We start from the raw sequence: 17,063 nt of genomic DNA on the forward strand, positions 1-17,063 counted from the left end.
GACTATTGGTTTTCAGAAGAGGTCGAAGGGTTTGCAGTATTATCTGTACCATCTGATACATCTTCCGAGGAATCAGACAATTCGCTTTCTGTAGGAACTGTGTCTGATTCTTCTGAAAGCGCTTCAGATATCAAATCGGTTGGATTTGTCGTTGTTCCTTCTGTTGAAGATGTTTCACCAAGAACATCATCAAGAAGAGAGCCACCTGTTTCTTCCAAAGTACGTGTAACATCCGAATTATCTTTGGAGTGCTCATAATTAATTCGGGTGAGTGCTAAACTCGTGATGAAAAATATAGCTGCTAGTATCATGGTCGCACGAACAAGCGTATCAGCAGCTCCGCGCCCAGATACTAGACCGCCACCTCCGCCGCCGCCCATACCAAGCGCTCCACCTTCAGAACGCTGCAGCAACACAGTTACAATTAAAGCTATGCAAGAAAGCAAGCTGAGGGCGAGTAAAGCATTTTCCATAATGGTCGGAGAACCTAATCTATGAATCCAAACGCACTGAAAAGCATTTTCAGAGCGCTACGCCAAGCCCTAGTAAGTCGAATTTAACAAAAAAGATGTGCGATTGATGAAATAATCAAGCCGCACACCTCTAATTCACCTCAAATTTACTGGTCGCAGGCTCGAATTATCTCAAGGAAATCTACTGCTTTTAAACTCGCGCCTCCTACCAGACCACCGTCTACTCCTAGGATAGCCAGTATTTCCTTAGCGTTAGAAGGCTTTAATGAGCCCCCATAAACGATAGGGGTTAGGTCTGCTTTGTCACCAATTTTCTTATGTAATGCTTCGCGAATCACTTTGTGAGCTTCGGAAATTTCTTCAAGTGTAGGTGTTAGGCCACTGCCAATCGCCCATACTGGTTCATATCCTACAGCAATAGGAGCACTTTGAGCTTCGTCAGGTATGCAACCATCTATTTGGGCGGAAATAATCTCAAGTGTTTTACCCGCTTTTCGTTCTTCCAGACTTTCGCCAATGCAGATAATTGGAACAAGCCCCGCTCTTAGAACAGCTTTAGATTTAGCTTTTACAGCTTTATTATCTTCCTGATAATAAGCGCGCCTTTCGGAGTGACCAACGATAACATAGCCGGCCCCAAGGTCTTTCCATTTTTCTGCACTAATATCACCGGTAAAGGCACCCGCTTCTTCTGCGTGGCAATCCTGACCTCCGATTTGAATGACACTTTTCTTTAAAGCGTCCACCGCTAACGCTGCTAGAGTTGCGGGAGGACAGATGACCACATCCCCATGAAAAGGTGTTTTTGCTATACTTTCCTCTACATTCAAAATTTCTGTAAGGTTCGCCCTAAAACCGTTCATTTTCCAATTCCCTACAAAGAGGGGTTTTGCATTGCTCATTCTAGTTGTCCCATTGTATGACAGTGCTCTTTTTGGCACTTAGTCAAACGCCACTTTTGTGGCTTTATCATTTCGTATCTTGCGTTAGACGCATAGCTCGCCTAGCAAGCAGATTGAACTGCTGCAAGACTCATGCACGATTGAATTTATTTGTGCGCACTATTTTGGGAGATCATCCTTATGCTGTCTATCGTCCGCCGTATGGTACGGTCAAAACTAATGTTGGTCGTGATCGGTTTACTTATCGTTGGACTAGCCGGAATGGGGTTGCCCGACATGTTTTCCTCTTCTGAACCTAGAGGAATGATCAGCGCAGGTGATCGATTCATCGTTAAAAGAGATATAGACAATCGTATTGATACCTATCTGCGTAGCGTTAGAGAATCTGAAGGACGAACTATTTCTCGTCAAGAAGCCGCCAAAGCTGGAGTAATCCAACAGATTCTTCAATCCGTCGCTAGTGAAACAGCTTTATTGGCCTTTGCTGATAAAGAAAAAATATCTGCAAGTCGGTATGCTGTAACAGACATGGTTGTGAATGCTCCTCGTTTTAAAAATGCTGTGACCGGTGAATTTGATGATGCTTCATTTAAAGATTTCGCTAGATTGCAAGGGTTAAGCGTTCGTCAGTTGGAGACAAACTTAAAAGAAAGCTTCACGAGAGAGTATATCGCCGATGCAGTTTCAACTGGTGTAAACACACCCGATGCTCTTGGTAAGGTATGGATAACGTCGCAATCTGAACAACGAGAATTTTCTTATGTGAAAATTCCCAATGACGTTTCAGATGAAGGAATACTTCCTACTGATGAAGAAGTCGCTGCATTTTATGAAGAAAACAAAACTGCTTTCACTCAACCAAAGCGAAAAGCACTATCTATTCTTTCTATTTCGCCAATTGATTTTATAGGCAGCGTAGAAATTCCGGAAACAGTATTAAAAGATGAATACGATCTGAGAATTAAAGAATTTTCGTCACCTGAGTCTAGGGAGATAAAAGAATTTAGTTCCAGTGACCGACGTCTCGTTCAGCAAGCTGTTGATGAAATAGGTGCTGGTGGTGATGTTGAAACCGTTCTTTCTAGCCTGCCAGATTTAGTAGTCACGACGAAAATTGTAACAAGAGATCAAATTTCCGACGAAGAATATGCTAAAACAGCCTTCATTGTTCCAGAAGATACACATTTTGGCGTATTCGAACTTGGAGAAGGAAATTGGACTGGAGCATATGTCGACACCATCTATCCAGGGACTCCTAAACCATTCGAAACAGTTTCTGACCAGATTTTTACCGAGCTAGCTACAGTAGCAGCAGAGCAGATATTTGAACGCAAACAAGAAGAAATGTTTGATTTCGTCGGCGGAGGTTTTAACCTAGAAGAAGCAGCTGACGCATTAGGTGTTCCTCTCATGAAATATAGTGCCATTGATGCACAAGGACGTACAGAAGAGGGTCATTTATTGGGCGGTATTGTGTTTCGTCCAGATGCTATGGAAACTATACAAAGCCTAGATTTTGAAGACGAAATGAGTGAAATCTTAGATGATGCAAACAACGGCATTTATGTCATTCGCCTAGATACCGTTGAGGAAGGTTTCATACCTGAACTTGCTGATGTTAAATCATTGGCCACAGAAAGCTATAAAATATACCAAGCGTCTCAAGCTTCTGAAAAACTAGCAAACGACCTTCTAGATCGTGCTAAGGCACTTGATGATCTTTCAGAAGCAGCATCTGAATTAGGCCTAGACTATGTAAAGCCTGAACAGAATCTCAATCGTCGGGAAGCTCCAGAAGGCGTCACGCGCTCTATGGCCTATCAACTGCTTGGTGCGAAAGCGGGTGATTATGTAGTTGCGTCAGAACAGGATGGCTCGAAAACAGTCCTTCATCTTGAAAATGTCTCTAATTTAGAGCCTGAAATGTTGGAAACGCTCGCCTCTTCAGGCAAAAGAGCTGTGTCAGAGAGCCTAGAAGCTGACATTCAAAGAGCATTTGTAGAAGCGGTCATGGAAGACGCCAAAATTGAAGTTAATAATAATGCAGTGTCAGAATATATCCAATCCATGGCCAGTCCCCAATGACCCGAACAGCCAATAAGCCTTCTTCACTAGTGAAGCTGAAAATTCGTCGACGTTTGGACGATATTGAAACGCCAGTATCTGCCATGCTCAAGCTGGACCCAAACAATGCCGGAACGTTTTTGTTTGAATCAGTTCTAGGCGGTGAACAAAGAGGTCGCTATTCTTTTATCGGAACGAGACCAAATTTGTGGTGGAAAGTTGAGGACGGAGTCGCTCTCACATCAGACACCAACACTTTTGAGAATGTCCTGCATAGATCAACAGATCCAATGCAGGATGTGAGGCGCTTCATAAATTTATGTGAAGTCGATATTGATGAAAGTGAAGATTTACCACCAATGATCGCCGGTGCTTTTGGCTATTTGGGGTATGATATGATCCGGTATGTCGAAACTCTTCCAACAGCTCCAGAAGATTCCTTACAGGTGCCTGAAGCAGTCTTAATGCGCCCCGCTGTCATCCTTATCTTTGATTCGGTTAAACAAGAAATTATTCTCGCGACCCCAATTACCGAGGACGAAAAAACTGCTGACGCTTTATTAGATGAGATAGAAACACTTCTAGATGCGCCATTGGGCGTGCACAGACCGGTAGACCGTGAGATCGAACCGATTGAGTTCTCTTCAAACACTACACCATCTCGTTATTCAGAAATCGTTAAAAAGGCACAAGACTATATCCGAGCTGGAGACATCTTCCAGGTCGTTCCAAGTCAGCGTTTCTCAACCGATTTTGATGTCTCACCTTTTGCATTGTATAGAGCTCTTAGACGGTTAAACCCTTCCCCTTTCCTGTTTTTCGTCAATCTAGGCGATTTTCAAGTCATTGGATCTAGCCCTGAAATTTTGGTTCGACTTCGCAATGATACAGTCTCGATAAGACCGATTGCCGGCACACTTCCTCGTGGGAAAACGCCAGAAGAAGACATTTCAAACGAAAAGACATTACTCGCGGACCCAAAAGAACTTGCAGAGCATTTGATGCTTCTTGATCTTGGGCGTAATGATGTTGGCAGAGTTGCTCAATACGGTAGTGTCGAGGTAACAGAACAATTCATTATTGAGCGTTATTCTCATGTGATGCACATTGTTTCAAATGTTGAAGGTAAATTACGTGATGGCGAAGATGCAGTGTCTGCTTTAATGGCGGGATTTCCTGCTGGCACCGTATCTGGGGCCCCAAAAATACGGGCTATGGAAATCATCAATGAGCTGGAGTCCAACAAGCGCGGCGTTTATGGCGGCGGTATTGGATATTTTGGGTCTGATGGCAATATGGATATGTGTATTGCATTGAGAACTGCAGTCATCAAAGATAAAAAACTACACGTGCAAGCGGGGGGTGGTGTCGTTCTCGACAGTGATCCAGACAAAGAATTCCAAGAAACAGTTCACAAGGCAAGTGCACTTTTTAGAGCTGCTGAAGATGCTGCCCGTTATGAAGGAGGCAACAAATGATCAGAGGTTCTCTTTCACGGTCTAAACCCAATATTTTAGTGATAGATAATTACGATAGTTTTACGTGGAATCTAGTGCACTATCTTGAAGAATTAGGTGGGAAGACAGACGTCGTCCGCAATGATAAATTTTCAGTACAAGAACTTTTAGACAAACGTCCAGATGGCGTAATTCTGTCTCCAGGCCCCAAAACACCTCAAGATGCTGGTGTTTGTATAGAGCTCCTTCAAACAGCTCCTGACGATCTCCCGATTTTTGGTGTTTGCCTTGGCCACCAAGCAATTGGAGAGGCCTTTGGCGGAAAAGTTATTTCAGCTAAAACTATTCTCCACGGTAAGACATCGGCGGTCACACATGCTGGTGGAAGTATGTTTAAAGGCATCCCGAAGATGTTTGGAGCCGTTAGATACCACTCACTCGCCGTAAAACGTGAAGCCTTGCCAAATGTTTTGAAAATCGAAGCAGAGACGGACGATGGAGAAATCATGGCACTTTCCCATGCCACACGTCCTTTGTATGGTGTTCAATTCCACCCTGAATCCATAGGCTCAGAACACGGCCACACTCTTTTGAGTAATTTTTTAAATCTCACGCGATAGGCACGAAGCAAAATGAGCGAAGTCGTCAAACTGACTGTCTCCCAACTTGTGGATCGTCAGGCTCCATCACAGGATTTGATAAAACAGTCCTTTGATGAAATCCTAAGCGGTAATGTCGACCCAATTCTAATTTCAGCTTTCCTTGTTGGGCTTAGAATAAAAGGTGAAAGTGTTGATGACATTCATGCAGCAGCATCAGTTATGCGCGAGCATTCAACCAAAGTCCGCGCACCAGATGATGTTGTTGATACATGCGGAACTGGCGGCCTACCATTTAAAACCCTAAACACATCTACTGCTTCAGCTATAGTGACTGCAGGCGCTGGTGGCCGTGTTGCTAAACATGGTAATAGATCCACACCACCCAAAACAGGCTCTGCCGATGTTTTAGAGACCTTGGGCGTACGTCTAGATATTTCCCCAGAGCAGTTCGATGAATGTTTAAAGCATGCGCGTGTTGGTTTTATGTTTGCGCGGCAACACCATACTGCCATGCGTCATGTCGCGCCTGTTCGCCAAGCACTTTCAACCAGAACTATTTTTAATGTTTTGGGCCCCTTAACAAATCCGGCAAATGCAAAATATCAAGTGCTTGGTGTGTTCAGTAAAGAGTGGCTTAATCCCCTCGCCCAAGTGCTACAACGCTTAGGCACAAAGAAAGCATGGATTGTACATGGTGAGGATGGACTTGACGAAATTTCTATAACTGGAACCACCCACGCTATCGAAATTACCCCAACAACAATCACACCCTTTTCAATTCATCCAGATGATGTTGGTTTGAAAATTTCATCATTTGAAGAATTAAAAGGCGGTAATAGCCTAGAAAATGCTGATGCTATTAGAAGACTATTAGAGGGCGAAAAATTTGCTTTTAGAAATGTCGTCGCGATGAATGCGGGAGCTGCATTGTACGTTTCTCAAAAAGCGAATACTCATAAAGAAGGTGTAGAAATGGCACTGGAATCTATAGATTCAGGTCGAGCTTTAGACACTCTAAAAGCGCTTATTAAATACTCGAATAAAGATAGTTAGATGAAGACCGCACTCGATAAAATTATTGACTACAAACGAGAAGAAGTAGCATCTTTAAAGATCAAACTATCAGCAAGTACTCTTCACTCAGATGCCCTGCGACGGACGCCTCCTAGAGGTTTTGCACAACAGATGTTGTCCATTGCCAAAACTGACGAAAATGCTCTGATATGCGAGATAAAGCGAAAGAGCCCATCTGCAGGCAATATAAACACGCTAAAAAACCCAATTTTAGCGGCTCAATCATATGTTGATGGCGGCGCTGCTTGCATTTCCGTACTCACGGATGGCCCAAGTTTTGGCGGTTCCCTCGAAGATATGATTGCTGTTAGAGATGCTGTATCAATCCCAGTCCTTCGCAAAGATTTTATGATTGATGAAATTCAAATATTAGAAGCCCGTGCAGCAGGTGCTGACGCTATTCTTCTGATCATGTCTGTTTTAGATAAAGAGCACGCTTTGAGTCTGCATCAATGTGCTGAAGACCTAGGTATGTCTATATTATTAGAGGCACATAATGAGGCTGAATTAGAACAAGCCCTGTCACTTCCCTCTCCACTCGTTGGGGTCAATAACCGTGACCTTAAGAGAATGGTGACTGAATTAGAGACGACGGAACGTTTATCTTCCATGGTGCCAACAGACAAATTACTGATTTCAGAAAGTGGAATTAAAACCACGGAAGATATACATCGTCTCCGTAAAACAGGAGCACGTGGTTTTTTGATTGGAGAAAGTCTCATGAAATCAGAAGACATAGTTAAAAGTGTTCGAGAACTTCGCGATATAAAGTAAAGAGTTTTGTTCCAGCATTGACCCAAACAGAGAACACATGTAGAACTTATCGTGACTCGAAAATTTGGATCGGTGGTATCACATGCTTACGAACAAACAACGCGAACTTCTTTTGTTCATTCATCAACGTATAAAAGAAACGGGGGTATCGCCCTCATTTGATGAAATGAAATCAGCGTTGGACCTTGCCTCCAAATCAGGCATTCATAGGCTAATTACTGCTCTGGAAGAGCGTGGTTTTTTAAGACGTCTTCCCCACCGTGCACGCGCAATAGAAGTCTTAAAACTTCCCGAAAGTGCTACACCTTCCGCGCCCCCTCTGGGACGTTCCAGTTTCAAACCAGCTATCGTCAGCAGAGATGGTGTATCGTCTAAAAACGTAGCTAATGATACAATTCCAGTTCTTGGTCGTATCGCTGCTGGTGTTCCGATCGCTGCGATTCAGAATGAAACTGATAGAATTACAGCACCTACTCTTGGGATGAATTCTGATCAGCATTTCGCGTTGGAAGTCCAAGGGGATTCCATGATCGAAGCAGGTATTCTTGATGGTGACATCGTCATTTTGAAAAAAGGTGACACTGCTATTTCTGGAGAAATCGTTGTCGCTCTCGTTAACGAGGAAGAAGCGACTTTAAAAAGAATTCGAAAACGCAATGGCTCAATTGCCTTGGAAGCTGCTAATCCAGCATACGAGACAAGGATTTTCGGACCGGACAAAGTTCGCGTACAAGGAAAGCTAGTCGCACTCGTGCGTCAGTACCATTAAGATCATTGCTGCAATAACTTTTAGTTCCAAGGGCGATTTTGACTAGGGAAATATTTTATATAAAAATTTTCCCTACGCTTGGTCACGCTTATCCCTTTTTGAATATATGAAGTTGAAATGGGTAAGCATATTTCCTCTTTGCTTGCATGAACTCGAAGAAAGAACGGTGCTTCCTCTTCTGGATATACGCCGCACTTATGCTCGGTCACTTCGATACGATAGTCATCATTGCTAACATTTACTGGCACATTATTTTTTAAAAATATTGGTTCTTCGAGCATTTCGTCTTTGAGTTTTAACGGAACTAAACCTGATTTTTTCATGTTTTCAGGCAGTATTCTAATCCAATGTGAGGCCTCTTTCGCATATATAATTAAGTCTTTATCCACATAAATTATCGGGTTTCTCTGCCAATAAACAGAAGCGAGAGCTAATATGAGGCAAAATGCTCCAATAATTTTGTAATACTTTTTCAAAAGAATGATGAGCAATCCGCTTGCTATCAACAGAATAAATGTTGGAACCTGAAATGAAGCTAGGTTTCCATCTGGTGAATGCTCTTGAAAAAAGCGCGATATCTTTAAAACAACCTCTAGGGACACGCCAAAACTGTGAAGCATTGGCTCTTGCCAGCCAAATGGAGTTAAAATCATCGCAAACGCTGCTGATGGAGCTGCCCAAAGCGAGATGATGGGCATGACGACTAGGTTCGATAATATACTTAGCGGTGCGATGCGCCCGAAATGAAAAGCAGCAAATGGAGCTGTCGCGATGGAAGCGGTGACTGATGTACCAAAAACGGCGATTAACCACCCCCAAAACCGTCCAACTAAATTATTAGATTTTTGAATTGGCCAATTTTCATACAACGCGATTAGCGCTGCTGTCGCGGCAAATGACATTTGAAACCCGGGGCTAACGACGGTTTCAGGCTGAATGCATATCACAACCACCATTGCCACTGCCAAACTCCTCACCGAGAATGCTGGACGATCAATAAGGACCGCAATGAGGGCCACCATCGCCATGATATAAGCCCGCTGAGTGGCTACCGAAGCCCCTGAAAGAAACAAATAGGTCGATGAACCAATGATCGCGGCTAAAGCTGATAATTTCTGAGCAGGTATTCGCAATGCTGCAAATTCAAACCATGGTATAATAAACCGAAACAATGCGAAAAACACACCGGCAGCTAACCCCATGTGCAAGCCTGATATAGCTAATAGGTGCGCGAGCCCAACTGAGCGCAAAGTATCTTGGTCTTCAAGGCTAAGAAAACTACGCTCGCCCGTAATCATAGCAGTTGCCATTCCACCAGACACATGGCCCAATAAATCGTGAATATATACAGATATTGATCGTCTAATCGCATCCACGCGGATCGCTATACGTGCGATTAAGTCCCGCTCTTCGACACTTGACGTATTTATCGGTTTACAACGTCCAAGAACAAAACCAACACCTCCCAATTTTTCAAAAAATGCCTGTCGATTGAAATTATAATCACCGGCGATCAAAGGTTTTGGTGGTGGAGACAAAAACACATAACAGCTGACAGATCGTCCAGGCCACAAATTTGTCTCAAATTTCTGTGTGACGCGAACAAATTCGGGCGTATCTCTTTTGGGCAAATTAGAAATCGCACCAACTCGTATTCTTAATCGATTTCCCTTTGCCCCATTTTCAATTTGAACCAGCTCTCCCTCGACCGTTACCGGACCGATATTGTATTCAATTTTAGGCGCGCTAACGATTGATGTTCGCGCTTTAATAACAGTAACACCAGCTAGAAACCACAATGCAAAAAATAGCAAAAGATTGATAAAATGCTTACCAAATAAAACTGAAACTTTGAGGACAAAAACCACACCAATTGAGCAAAAAATGACGAACCGCCATGAAGGTTCGTGATCTAGCTCTAAATAAACAGCGATTCCTGACATGAGACAGAGTGGATATAAAAGTGATATTCTTAACGCATGCTGCTCACTAAAATGCTCAAAGAACTTCATTTTTAATCCTCTAAATAACAAAATTTAGAAGTTTTGGAGCCACAAGACTTGCCCAAATAGGTTCTGATGTGTTCTTCAAGAGCGTAAATACCTGAGGCGATATCAAGCCAATAGGTTTGCTACATATAAACGTTTTTTTGAAAGTTCTTATGACGGTAATCACCCGCTTTGCCCCCTCGCCGACCGGATATCTACACATTGGTGGTGCTCGCACAGCATTGTTCAATTGGCTCTATGCCAAAGCCAACAACGGCAAATTCCTACTGCGTATTGAAGATACAGACAGGGAGAGGTCAACCCAAAACGCCGTTCAGGCGATTTTTGAGGGTTTAGATTGGTTAGGCATTACACCCGACGAAGAACCAACCTTTCAATTTCAGCGCGCTGATCGTCACCGCGAAGTTGTTGAAGAGATGATTTCCAAAGGCACTGCTTTTAAGTGTTATACGAGCCAAGAGGAACTTGCCGAGCGTCGCGAACAAGGTGAAGCCAAACGCGCAGATGCTAAAATAGCAGCAAAGGAAGGCAATGAAGACCTCGCTTCGAACCTTCGTGCAGAAGCTGATAAGCTTCTCGCGCCTTATCGCTCCCCTTATAGAGATGGCAAAACACCTACAGACCCTAACGCGTCCTATGTTGTCCGCTTGCGTGCACCAGATGAAGGTCGCATCGAATTTACTGATGATGTCCAAGGTCATGTCGGTGTATCAGCAGGTCAAATAGATGATCTTATTTTGCTTCGCACAGATGGGACACCAACCTACATGATCGCCGTCGTTGTGGATGATCACGATATGGGAGTCACCCAAGTTATTCGCGGTGATGATCATCTTGGTAATACTTACCGACAAATTCCTATTTATCAGGCTATGGGCTGGGATTTGCCCAAATACGCGCATGTTCCTCTTATTCACGGTCCCGATGGAAAAAAACTATCCAAAAGGCACGGTGCGTTAGGCGTCGAAGCTTATCGAGATATGGGATACCTACCAGAGGGTATGAATAACTATCTTCTTCGTCTTGGTTGGTCACATGGAGATGATGAGATCATCCCTCAAGATAAAGCCATAGAATGGTTTAATACAGCAGGTCTAGGAAAAGCTCCGGGGCGCTTAGATTTCGAAAAAATGAAGTCTGTAAATGCTCATTACATGGCCCAAGCTGATGATAATCGCTTGTGCGATCTGCTATTTAGCCGCGACGGTTTCGATCAATTGTCCCAAGTAGTGAAATCGCGTATTAAGACTTCAATGTCAGAAATTAAAAATCGCGCTGCGACTATTGAAGAGTTAGAAATGCAAACTAACTTTCTATTAGACCTTAGACCGATAGAAATAACTGGCAAATTGAAGAAAAAGATGTCTCTAGATGCTATGGAGCGCTTATCAAAGCTAACTATTCGGTTTAAAGACTTATCAGAATGGAACAACTTGGCTTTAACAGCTGCAATTACAGATTTCTGTGCTGACGAAGAGGTCGGCATGGGAATGATTGGACCGACATTACGAGCAGCTTTAACCGGCGGCTCACCAGCACCAGATCTTGGTTTAGTGTTGGAATGGCTTGGGCGGGATGAATCGCTTAGTCGAATTGATGATCAACTTAATAAGGTTAGTGCATGACTCCTCCCGTCACTGACCACAAAACTTAAAACATAAGGGGCTGATATAATATGGAAAATAAAGTAAAACCAAATGGTACCGCGACTCTAAACGTTGCTGGAAAAACTGCGGAATTGCCTATATACTCAGGTACTCTCGGCCCGGATGTAATAGACATCTCAACGTTGAACAAACAAACAGGGCGTTTCACACTCGATCCTGGATTTACCTCAACAGGTAGCTGTGAAAGCCAAATCACTTTTATTGATGGTGAAAAAGGTATTCTTCTGCACAGAGGTTACCCTATTGATCAACTCGCTGAGAAATCAGATTTCCTTGAAGTGTGTTATCTTCTATTAAATGGTGAACTTCCGACAGAAGCAGAACTAACAGAATACAAGCACACAATTACAAACCACACGATGATCCACACACAGTTTGATCGCTTCTTTGAAGGGTTCCGCAGAGATGCTCACCCGATGGCGATTGTAACTGGAGCGATTGGTGCGCTTTCTGCTTTCTATCACGATTCACTAGACATCAATGATCCAAAACACCGTTTGATTTCTGCTCACCGTTTGATCGCAAAAATGCCGACGATTGCAGCCCGTGCTCACAAATACTCAATCGGTCAACCATTCATCTCTCCTAGAAATGACCTTGGTTATGCAGCAAACTTCCTACGCATGTGTTTTGCAGTCCCTGCAGAAGACTATCAAGTTCAGGATGTAATGGCGCGTGCTATGGACCGCATATTCATCCTACACGCCGACCACGAACAAAACGCTTCAACATCTACAGTTCGTCTAGCTGGTTCTTCTGGTGCTAATCCATTCGCTTGTATGGCTGCAGGTGTTGCTTGTCTTTGGGGCCCATCACACGGTGGAGCAAACGAAGCAGCATTGAACATGCTACAAGAAATTGGTTCTGTAGATCGTATTCCTGAATACATTGCGCGCGCTAAAGACAAATCAGACCCATTCCGTTTGATGGGCTTTGGGCACCGAGTTTACAAAAACTACGACCCTCGCGCTAAAATGATGCAGAAAACATGTCACGAGGTTCTAGAGGCCGTTGGTGCTCACAACGACCCTCTTCTACAAGTGGCTATCGAACTTGAGCGTATCGCACTCGAAGACCCATATTTCGTAGAGAAAAAACTATACCCGAACATCGACTTCTATTCAGGTATCACTTTGAAAGCGATGGGCTTCCCAACAGAAATGTTCACAGTGCTATTTGCATTGGCCCGTACAGTTGGTTGGGTCGCTCAATGGCAAGAAATGATCGAAGACCCGACTCAACGCATTGGACGTCCTCGCCAAATCTATACTGGTGCTCCAGTCCGCGATTACGTGCCGGTAAACAAACGCTAAATCGTTTAATCTAAGCAAAACAAAAAAAGGCCTGACAATTACATGTCAGGCCTTTTTTATTTATATGTCTAAAACAATTTAGAAGTCTATTTCGCTAATTCTAAAATTTTCTTCGCCGAAATTTTAGAGGCACCTTCTCCACCTCGACCCATTTTCTCCAAAGCTAAGTTTTGTTCAAGAATCTGTTTTTGTCTTAAATCCGTGTTGCTCAATAATCGTTCAACAGCATTCTTCAAATTGCGGACGGTAAAACGTGTTTGAATAAACTCTGGAGCAACTTCTCGGTCTGCTGCGACATTTAAAAGTGTAATGAATTTTGATTTCATCAAAAATAATCTAGCGATGAGCCAAGTTACCCATCCAATTTTATAACCAATGACGAGTGGCACACCTTGAAGCGCCACTTCTGTCGTAACTGTGCCTGAACAAGCTAAAGCAATGTCAGCTGATGCAAATGCATCAGATTTTTCAGCCTCATCGGATGAAATAAAAAATGGAAACGTCCAATCTTTACTCCACGCTTCTACTTTCTCTCTTACACTATCGGCTACGACACATATGACCATTCGGTTCGCATCGTTTTCACAAATCTCTTCAGCGGCCCTCTGCAGAATAGGCGCGACTGTCACGATTTCTGAGTTACGGCTTCCTAACAAAAGGAGAATGACTTGCTTATCTTCTGAAATCTTCTTTGCAGCTCGAAACTCTTCACCAAAACCATTTTGATCCCGTTCAAGAGCTGGATTGCCTATTACCGTCGTATCCAGTCCAAATGGTTGGTAAAATGGCACTTCAAAATCATGAATACAAAGCAAATGATCGACGTTTTTAGCGAGCGTTTTCGCTCTTCCAGGCCGAGTTGCCCAAACTTGAGGACCAATTAATTTAATTCGCTTACCTTCATAACCTAATTCTTTTGCACGCTGAGCGACACGCCACATAAACCCCCAGGAATCCACAAGAATGATCGCATCTGGATTATGTTTGACAATATCTAACGCCGTATCTTCAACCCTTGCTTTAACAGTTTTAAAAGCTTTTATACCTTCGAGTAGACCAAACACTGCTAACTCTTGAGGGTCAAACAAGCTTTCAATTCCTAAAGCCCGCATATGTGAACCACCTACACCGAGGAACTCAACATCTTTATTTAGCAACAGAATTTCCCGCATCACTTCAGCCGCTAACACGTCTCCAGAAGGTTCAGCAGCAACGAAGTAAAGGCGCATTTTATTTATCTTTCAGTCTCGAGATTCGTGTCTTCGAATCCATAAATCCAAAGGCCATTATTATCAGCATACGCTATCAGTTCATCCATATTCAGCAGTAATGCTGAATTGGCTTCATAAGCAATTCCTGAAAGGCACGCACGTTTAGCACCTTCTAGCGTTCGTATACCTATTGTTGGAAGATCTACACGGCGTTCTTGAACAGGTTTAGGGCGCTTAACAAGCACACCCCGAGGAACTTTAGTCGACCCTCTAAGGTTATCTGGTAACGCTGCACAGCGTTGGAGCATTAAATCTGTGCCCTCCTGCGCCTCTACTGCTAGAACAAGTCCGTCGCAAACGATAGCGCCCTGTCCAATATCCAAACGCCCTATTTCAGCAGCTATCTGAGCAGCTTTTTTTATATCAGCAAAATCAGCAGAACTAGGAGAGTGCTTACCCAAAGAACCAATCGGTGCAACAAGTGAAGTTAGAACATCATCAGCACCAACAACTTTGAAACCTTCACGTTCAATGGTTTTTACCAATACTCTTAACAGGGCATCATCACCCTGTGATGCCGCTTTTAATACCTTAGGCAGAATCATCATGCCTTTGGCATCTAGTTTTAGATTTTTGAAATTAGGACGTTTTACAATTCCAGCGAAACAGACTTCGTTTACATTTTCCGATTTTAAAGCAGAAAGTTGTTTTCCAACTTCACCAACAGAGATCACCTTATGCGCAAATTGCTCTAGAAGTTCAGGTTCAACAAAACCCGCAATGCCTACAATAAAAACACTCCGACCTTCTTTTTGGGCATGCTTAGCCAAAGTTTCAGGTAAATCCCCGCTACCCGCAATGATACCTAATTTAGATTTGGACATTATGGTTTCTTACTTGGGAAGACATAAATGGCGATCAGCACCGTCTCTTATAAAACTGACCATCTCCATCACAAGTTCTTGCTGTTCATACATCCGAGCAGCATCATCGATACGCTCTTGAAATGTACCTTCAGAAGCAAAAAACAACCTGTACGCCGTACGAAGATCATTAATTTGTTTCCGATCAAAACCACGACGCTTTAAACCAACAAGGTTCAGCCCTGCAAGTTTTCCGTGATTATCGACCATTCCGTATGGAATAACATCTCCGGTAACCGGTGCGCCTCCACCAATGAATGCATGTTTTCCGACACGGCAAAATTGGTGAACTGCTGAGAGACCACCCATGATCACATGATCACCAACTGTCACCTGACCGCCCAGAGTTGCATTGTTTGCAAATGTAACATTATTGCCGACAATACAATCATGGCCAATGTGTGAACCAACCATGAAATATCCGTTATTGCCAACACGAGTTTCTCCGCGCCCGACAACCGTACCTAGGTGCATAGTTACATGTTCCCTGACAGTAACATCATTTCCAATGATCAGCTTGGTGTCTTCTCCGCGATATTTAAAGTCTTGAGGTGGGTGCCCCAAAGCAGCGAAGGGGTATATCTTTGCATTTGCACCTAAAATCGTATGTCCTGCTATGACGACCTGACTATATAACTCACTGTTATCACCAATCTGTACATTCGGACCGATGACACATCCTGGTCCGATTTTGACATTTTCACCGAGCTCAGCACCATCTTCAATAAATGCGTTAGGGTGTATGGAAACAGCCATTACCGATAATCCTAGTTTTATAGTTTGGAAATGCGTATTACGTCTATTTTTCAATCTTGCGGCTTGTCACTTGTTTAGAAAGCCAAACAGTTTCTCTAAACCAAGATTTAATTGGTTTAGCAGGATATCCACCCCATGTTTCTCCATCAGGAATATCTGACATTAAGCCCGAATTTCCAGCCAATTTAACCTGTCGGCCAATTTTCAAATGATCAGCAATGCTACAAGCACCGCCCATTTGCGTACCACTACCAACAATTGTCGACCCAGCTATACCGCAAAACGCAGCTAAAACAGAATGGGCTTCGATCACGACATTATGGGAGATGTGACACAAATTGTCTATTTTCGCACGTTCACCAATAATTGTGTCACCAAAAACACCACAATCAACACACGAATTGCACCCAATAGATGCCCAGTCTTGCACAATAACGCGTCCGAAATGAGGGCTGTCATCTGCACCATTAGCGCCTATAGAGAGGCCAAAACCCGATTCCCCCAAAACAACACCTGAGGACAAGGTGACATTATTCCCGATCAACGAAGTTTTTATAGTGACATTTGATCCAATTGAACAGTTTTTTCCAATTTTCACACCAGGCCATATAACTGTACCAGGAGCAATAACCGTACCAGCTCCAATAGAGACATCATCCCCGATCACAACATTTGGACCGAGAATTACCCCCTCCTCGACAGTAGAACTATCTGAAATAGATGGTGTATTTGATTGAAATTGCCTTGGTGATGCAATTAATTTGGAAGCCTGTCCAAAACTCCACCGAGGTCTATCACTTACAATTATTGAAATATTTTCAGGTAATTGTTCTGCAATTTCCCGAGAAGTAATACACACAGAAGCTTTGACATCCGTTAAATCAGCACCCTTAATATTTTCAATAAAGGTAAGATCACCATTACTTGCGTTTTCAAACGAATTTACAGAAACTGCACTGGAAACTTGCGTGTATATTTCTGCTTTCCCTGCAACCGCAAGCTGACTTAAGCTAGGTTTAGGCTGCAGGAAATAAAATCGCTCATCAATCACTTCAAATATTCCTAGTAA

15 protein-coding genes are annotated in these 17,063 nt (G+C 43.2%); 8 read left to right on the forward strand and 7 right to left on the reverse strand.

Features of this window, described 5'->3' with window-relative positions; genetic code table 11:
- Positions 1-2: 2 nt before the first annotated feature.
- Together secG and tpiA are read right to left on the reverse strand one after the other, a co-directional pair.
- Positions 3-473: a preprotein translocase subunit SecG gene (gene secG, locus HBAL_RS08485; RefSeq protein WP_015827531.1), complete on the reverse strand. Its 471-nt coding sequence runs from the start codon at positions 471-473 to the stop codon at positions 3-5.
- Positions 474-619: 146 nt separating this feature from the next.
- Entirely contained in the window at positions 620-1,375 is a 756-nt protein-coding gene (gene tpiA / locus HBAL_RS08490) for a triose-phosphate isomerase (protein ID WP_015827532.1), read from the reverse strand.
- Between the two features lie 180 nt (positions 1,376-1,555).
- Here tpiA and HBAL_RS08495 point away from each other — a divergent pair, with 180 nt between their 5' ends.
- From HBAL_RS08495 to lexA, 6 genes are all read left to right on the forward strand, one after another.
- Positions 1,556-3,460 carry a peptidylprolyl isomerase gene (locus HBAL_RS08495; RefSeq protein ID WP_015827533.1) on the forward strand — a complete coding sequence of 635 codons (1,905 nt, stop codon included), beginning with the start codon at positions 1,556-1,558 and terminating at the stop codon, positions 3,458-3,460.
- Positions 3,457-4,917, forward strand: a complete 1,461-nt coding sequence (gene trpE, locus HBAL_RS08500; protein ID WP_015827534.1) for an anthranilate synthase component I — start codon at positions 3,457-3,459, stop codon at positions 4,915-4,917. Before HBAL_RS08495 ends, trpE begins: the two co-directional genes overlap by 4 nt.
- Positions 4,914-5,516 (forward strand): anthranilate synthase component II, encoded by a 603-nt coding sequence (locus tag HBAL_RS08505; RefSeq protein WP_015827535.1) that lies wholly within the window; start codon positions 4,914-4,916, stop codon positions 5,514-5,516. The genes trpE and HBAL_RS08505 overlap by 4 nt, the downstream gene beginning before the upstream one ends.
- 12 nt (positions 5,517-5,528) lie before the next feature.
- Positions 5,529-6,551, forward strand: a complete 1,023-nt coding sequence (gene trpD, locus HBAL_RS08510; RefSeq protein WP_015827536.1) for an anthranilate phosphoribosyltransferase — start codon at positions 5,529-5,531, stop codon at positions 6,549-6,551.
- Entirely contained in the window at positions 6,552-7,346 is a 795-nt protein-coding gene (gene trpC, locus HBAL_RS08515) for an indole-3-glycerol phosphate synthase TrpC (protein ID WP_015827537.1), read from the forward strand.
- An 82-nt stretch (positions 7,347-7,428) separates the two neighbouring features.
- Entirely contained in the window at positions 7,429-8,115 is a 687-nt protein-coding gene (gene lexA / locus HBAL_RS08520) for a transcriptional repressor LexA (RefSeq protein WP_015827538.1), read from the forward strand.
- Positions 8,116-8,135: 20 nt separating this feature from the next.
- On the opposite strand, the gene HBAL_RS16325 is transcribed toward lexA, so the two are convergent.
- The gene (locus HBAL_RS16325) at positions 8,136-10,127 is read right to left on the reverse strand and encodes a ComEC/Rec2 family competence protein (protein WP_015827539.1); all 1,992 of its coding nucleotides are present in this window, start codon (positions 10,125-10,127) and stop codon (positions 8,136-8,138) included.
- 149 nt (positions 10,128-10,276) lie between these two features.
- Between HBAL_RS16325 and gltX the strand changes: the two genes are divergently transcribed.
- Positions 10,277-11,749: a glutamate--tRNA ligase gene (gene gltX, locus HBAL_RS08530; protein ID WP_015827540.1), complete on the forward strand. Its 1,473-nt coding sequence runs from the start codon at positions 10,277-10,279 to the stop codon at positions 11,747-11,749.
- A gap of 50 nt (positions 11,750-11,799) precedes the next feature.
- Positions 11,800-13,104 carry a citrate synthase gene (gene gltA / locus HBAL_RS08535; RefSeq protein ID WP_015827541.1) on the forward strand — a complete coding sequence of 435 codons (1,305 nt, stop codon included), beginning with the start codon at positions 11,800-11,802 and terminating at the stop codon, positions 13,102-13,104.
- A gap of 86 nt (positions 13,105-13,190) precedes the next feature.
- On the opposite strand, the gene lpxB is transcribed toward gltA, so the two are convergent.
- The 4 genes from lpxB to lpxD are packed head-to-tail and all read right to left on the reverse strand — an operon-like array spanning position 13,191 to position 17,045.
- On the reverse strand, positions 13,191-14,333 hold the full coding sequence (gene lpxB / locus HBAL_RS08540) for a lipid-A-disaccharide synthase (RefSeq protein WP_015827542.1): 1,143 nt from the start codon (positions 14,331-14,333) through the stop codon (positions 13,191-13,193).
- 5 nt (positions 14,334-14,338) lie between these two features.
- Positions 14,339-15,199 carry an LpxI family protein gene (locus HBAL_RS08545; RefSeq protein WP_015827543.1) on the reverse strand — a complete coding sequence of 287 codons (861 nt, stop codon included), beginning with the start codon at positions 15,197-15,199 and terminating at the stop codon, positions 14,339-14,341.
- Between the two features lie 9 nt (positions 15,200-15,208).
- Positions 15,209-15,994 carry an acyl-ACP--UDP-N-acetylglucosamine O-acyltransferase gene (gene lpxA, locus HBAL_RS08550; RefSeq protein WP_015827544.1) on the reverse strand — a complete coding sequence of 262 codons (786 nt, stop codon included), beginning with the start codon at positions 15,992-15,994 and terminating at the stop codon, positions 15,209-15,211.
- A 43-nt stretch (positions 15,995-16,037) separates the two neighbouring features.
- The gene (lpxD, locus tag HBAL_RS08555; RefSeq protein ID WP_015827545.1) at positions 16,038-17,045 is read right to left on the reverse strand and encodes a UDP-3-O-(3-hydroxymyristoyl)glucosamine N-acyltransferase; all 1,008 of its coding nucleotides are present in this window, start codon (positions 17,043-17,045) and stop codon (positions 16,038-16,040) included.
- Between the last annotated feature and the right edge of the window lie 18 nt (positions 17,046-17,063).

The organism is Hirschia baltica ATCC 49814, assembly GCF_000023785.1.
GTDB classification, from domain to species: domain Bacteria; phylum Pseudomonadota; class Alphaproteobacteria; order Caulobacterales; family Hyphomonadaceae; genus Hirschia; species Hirschia baltica.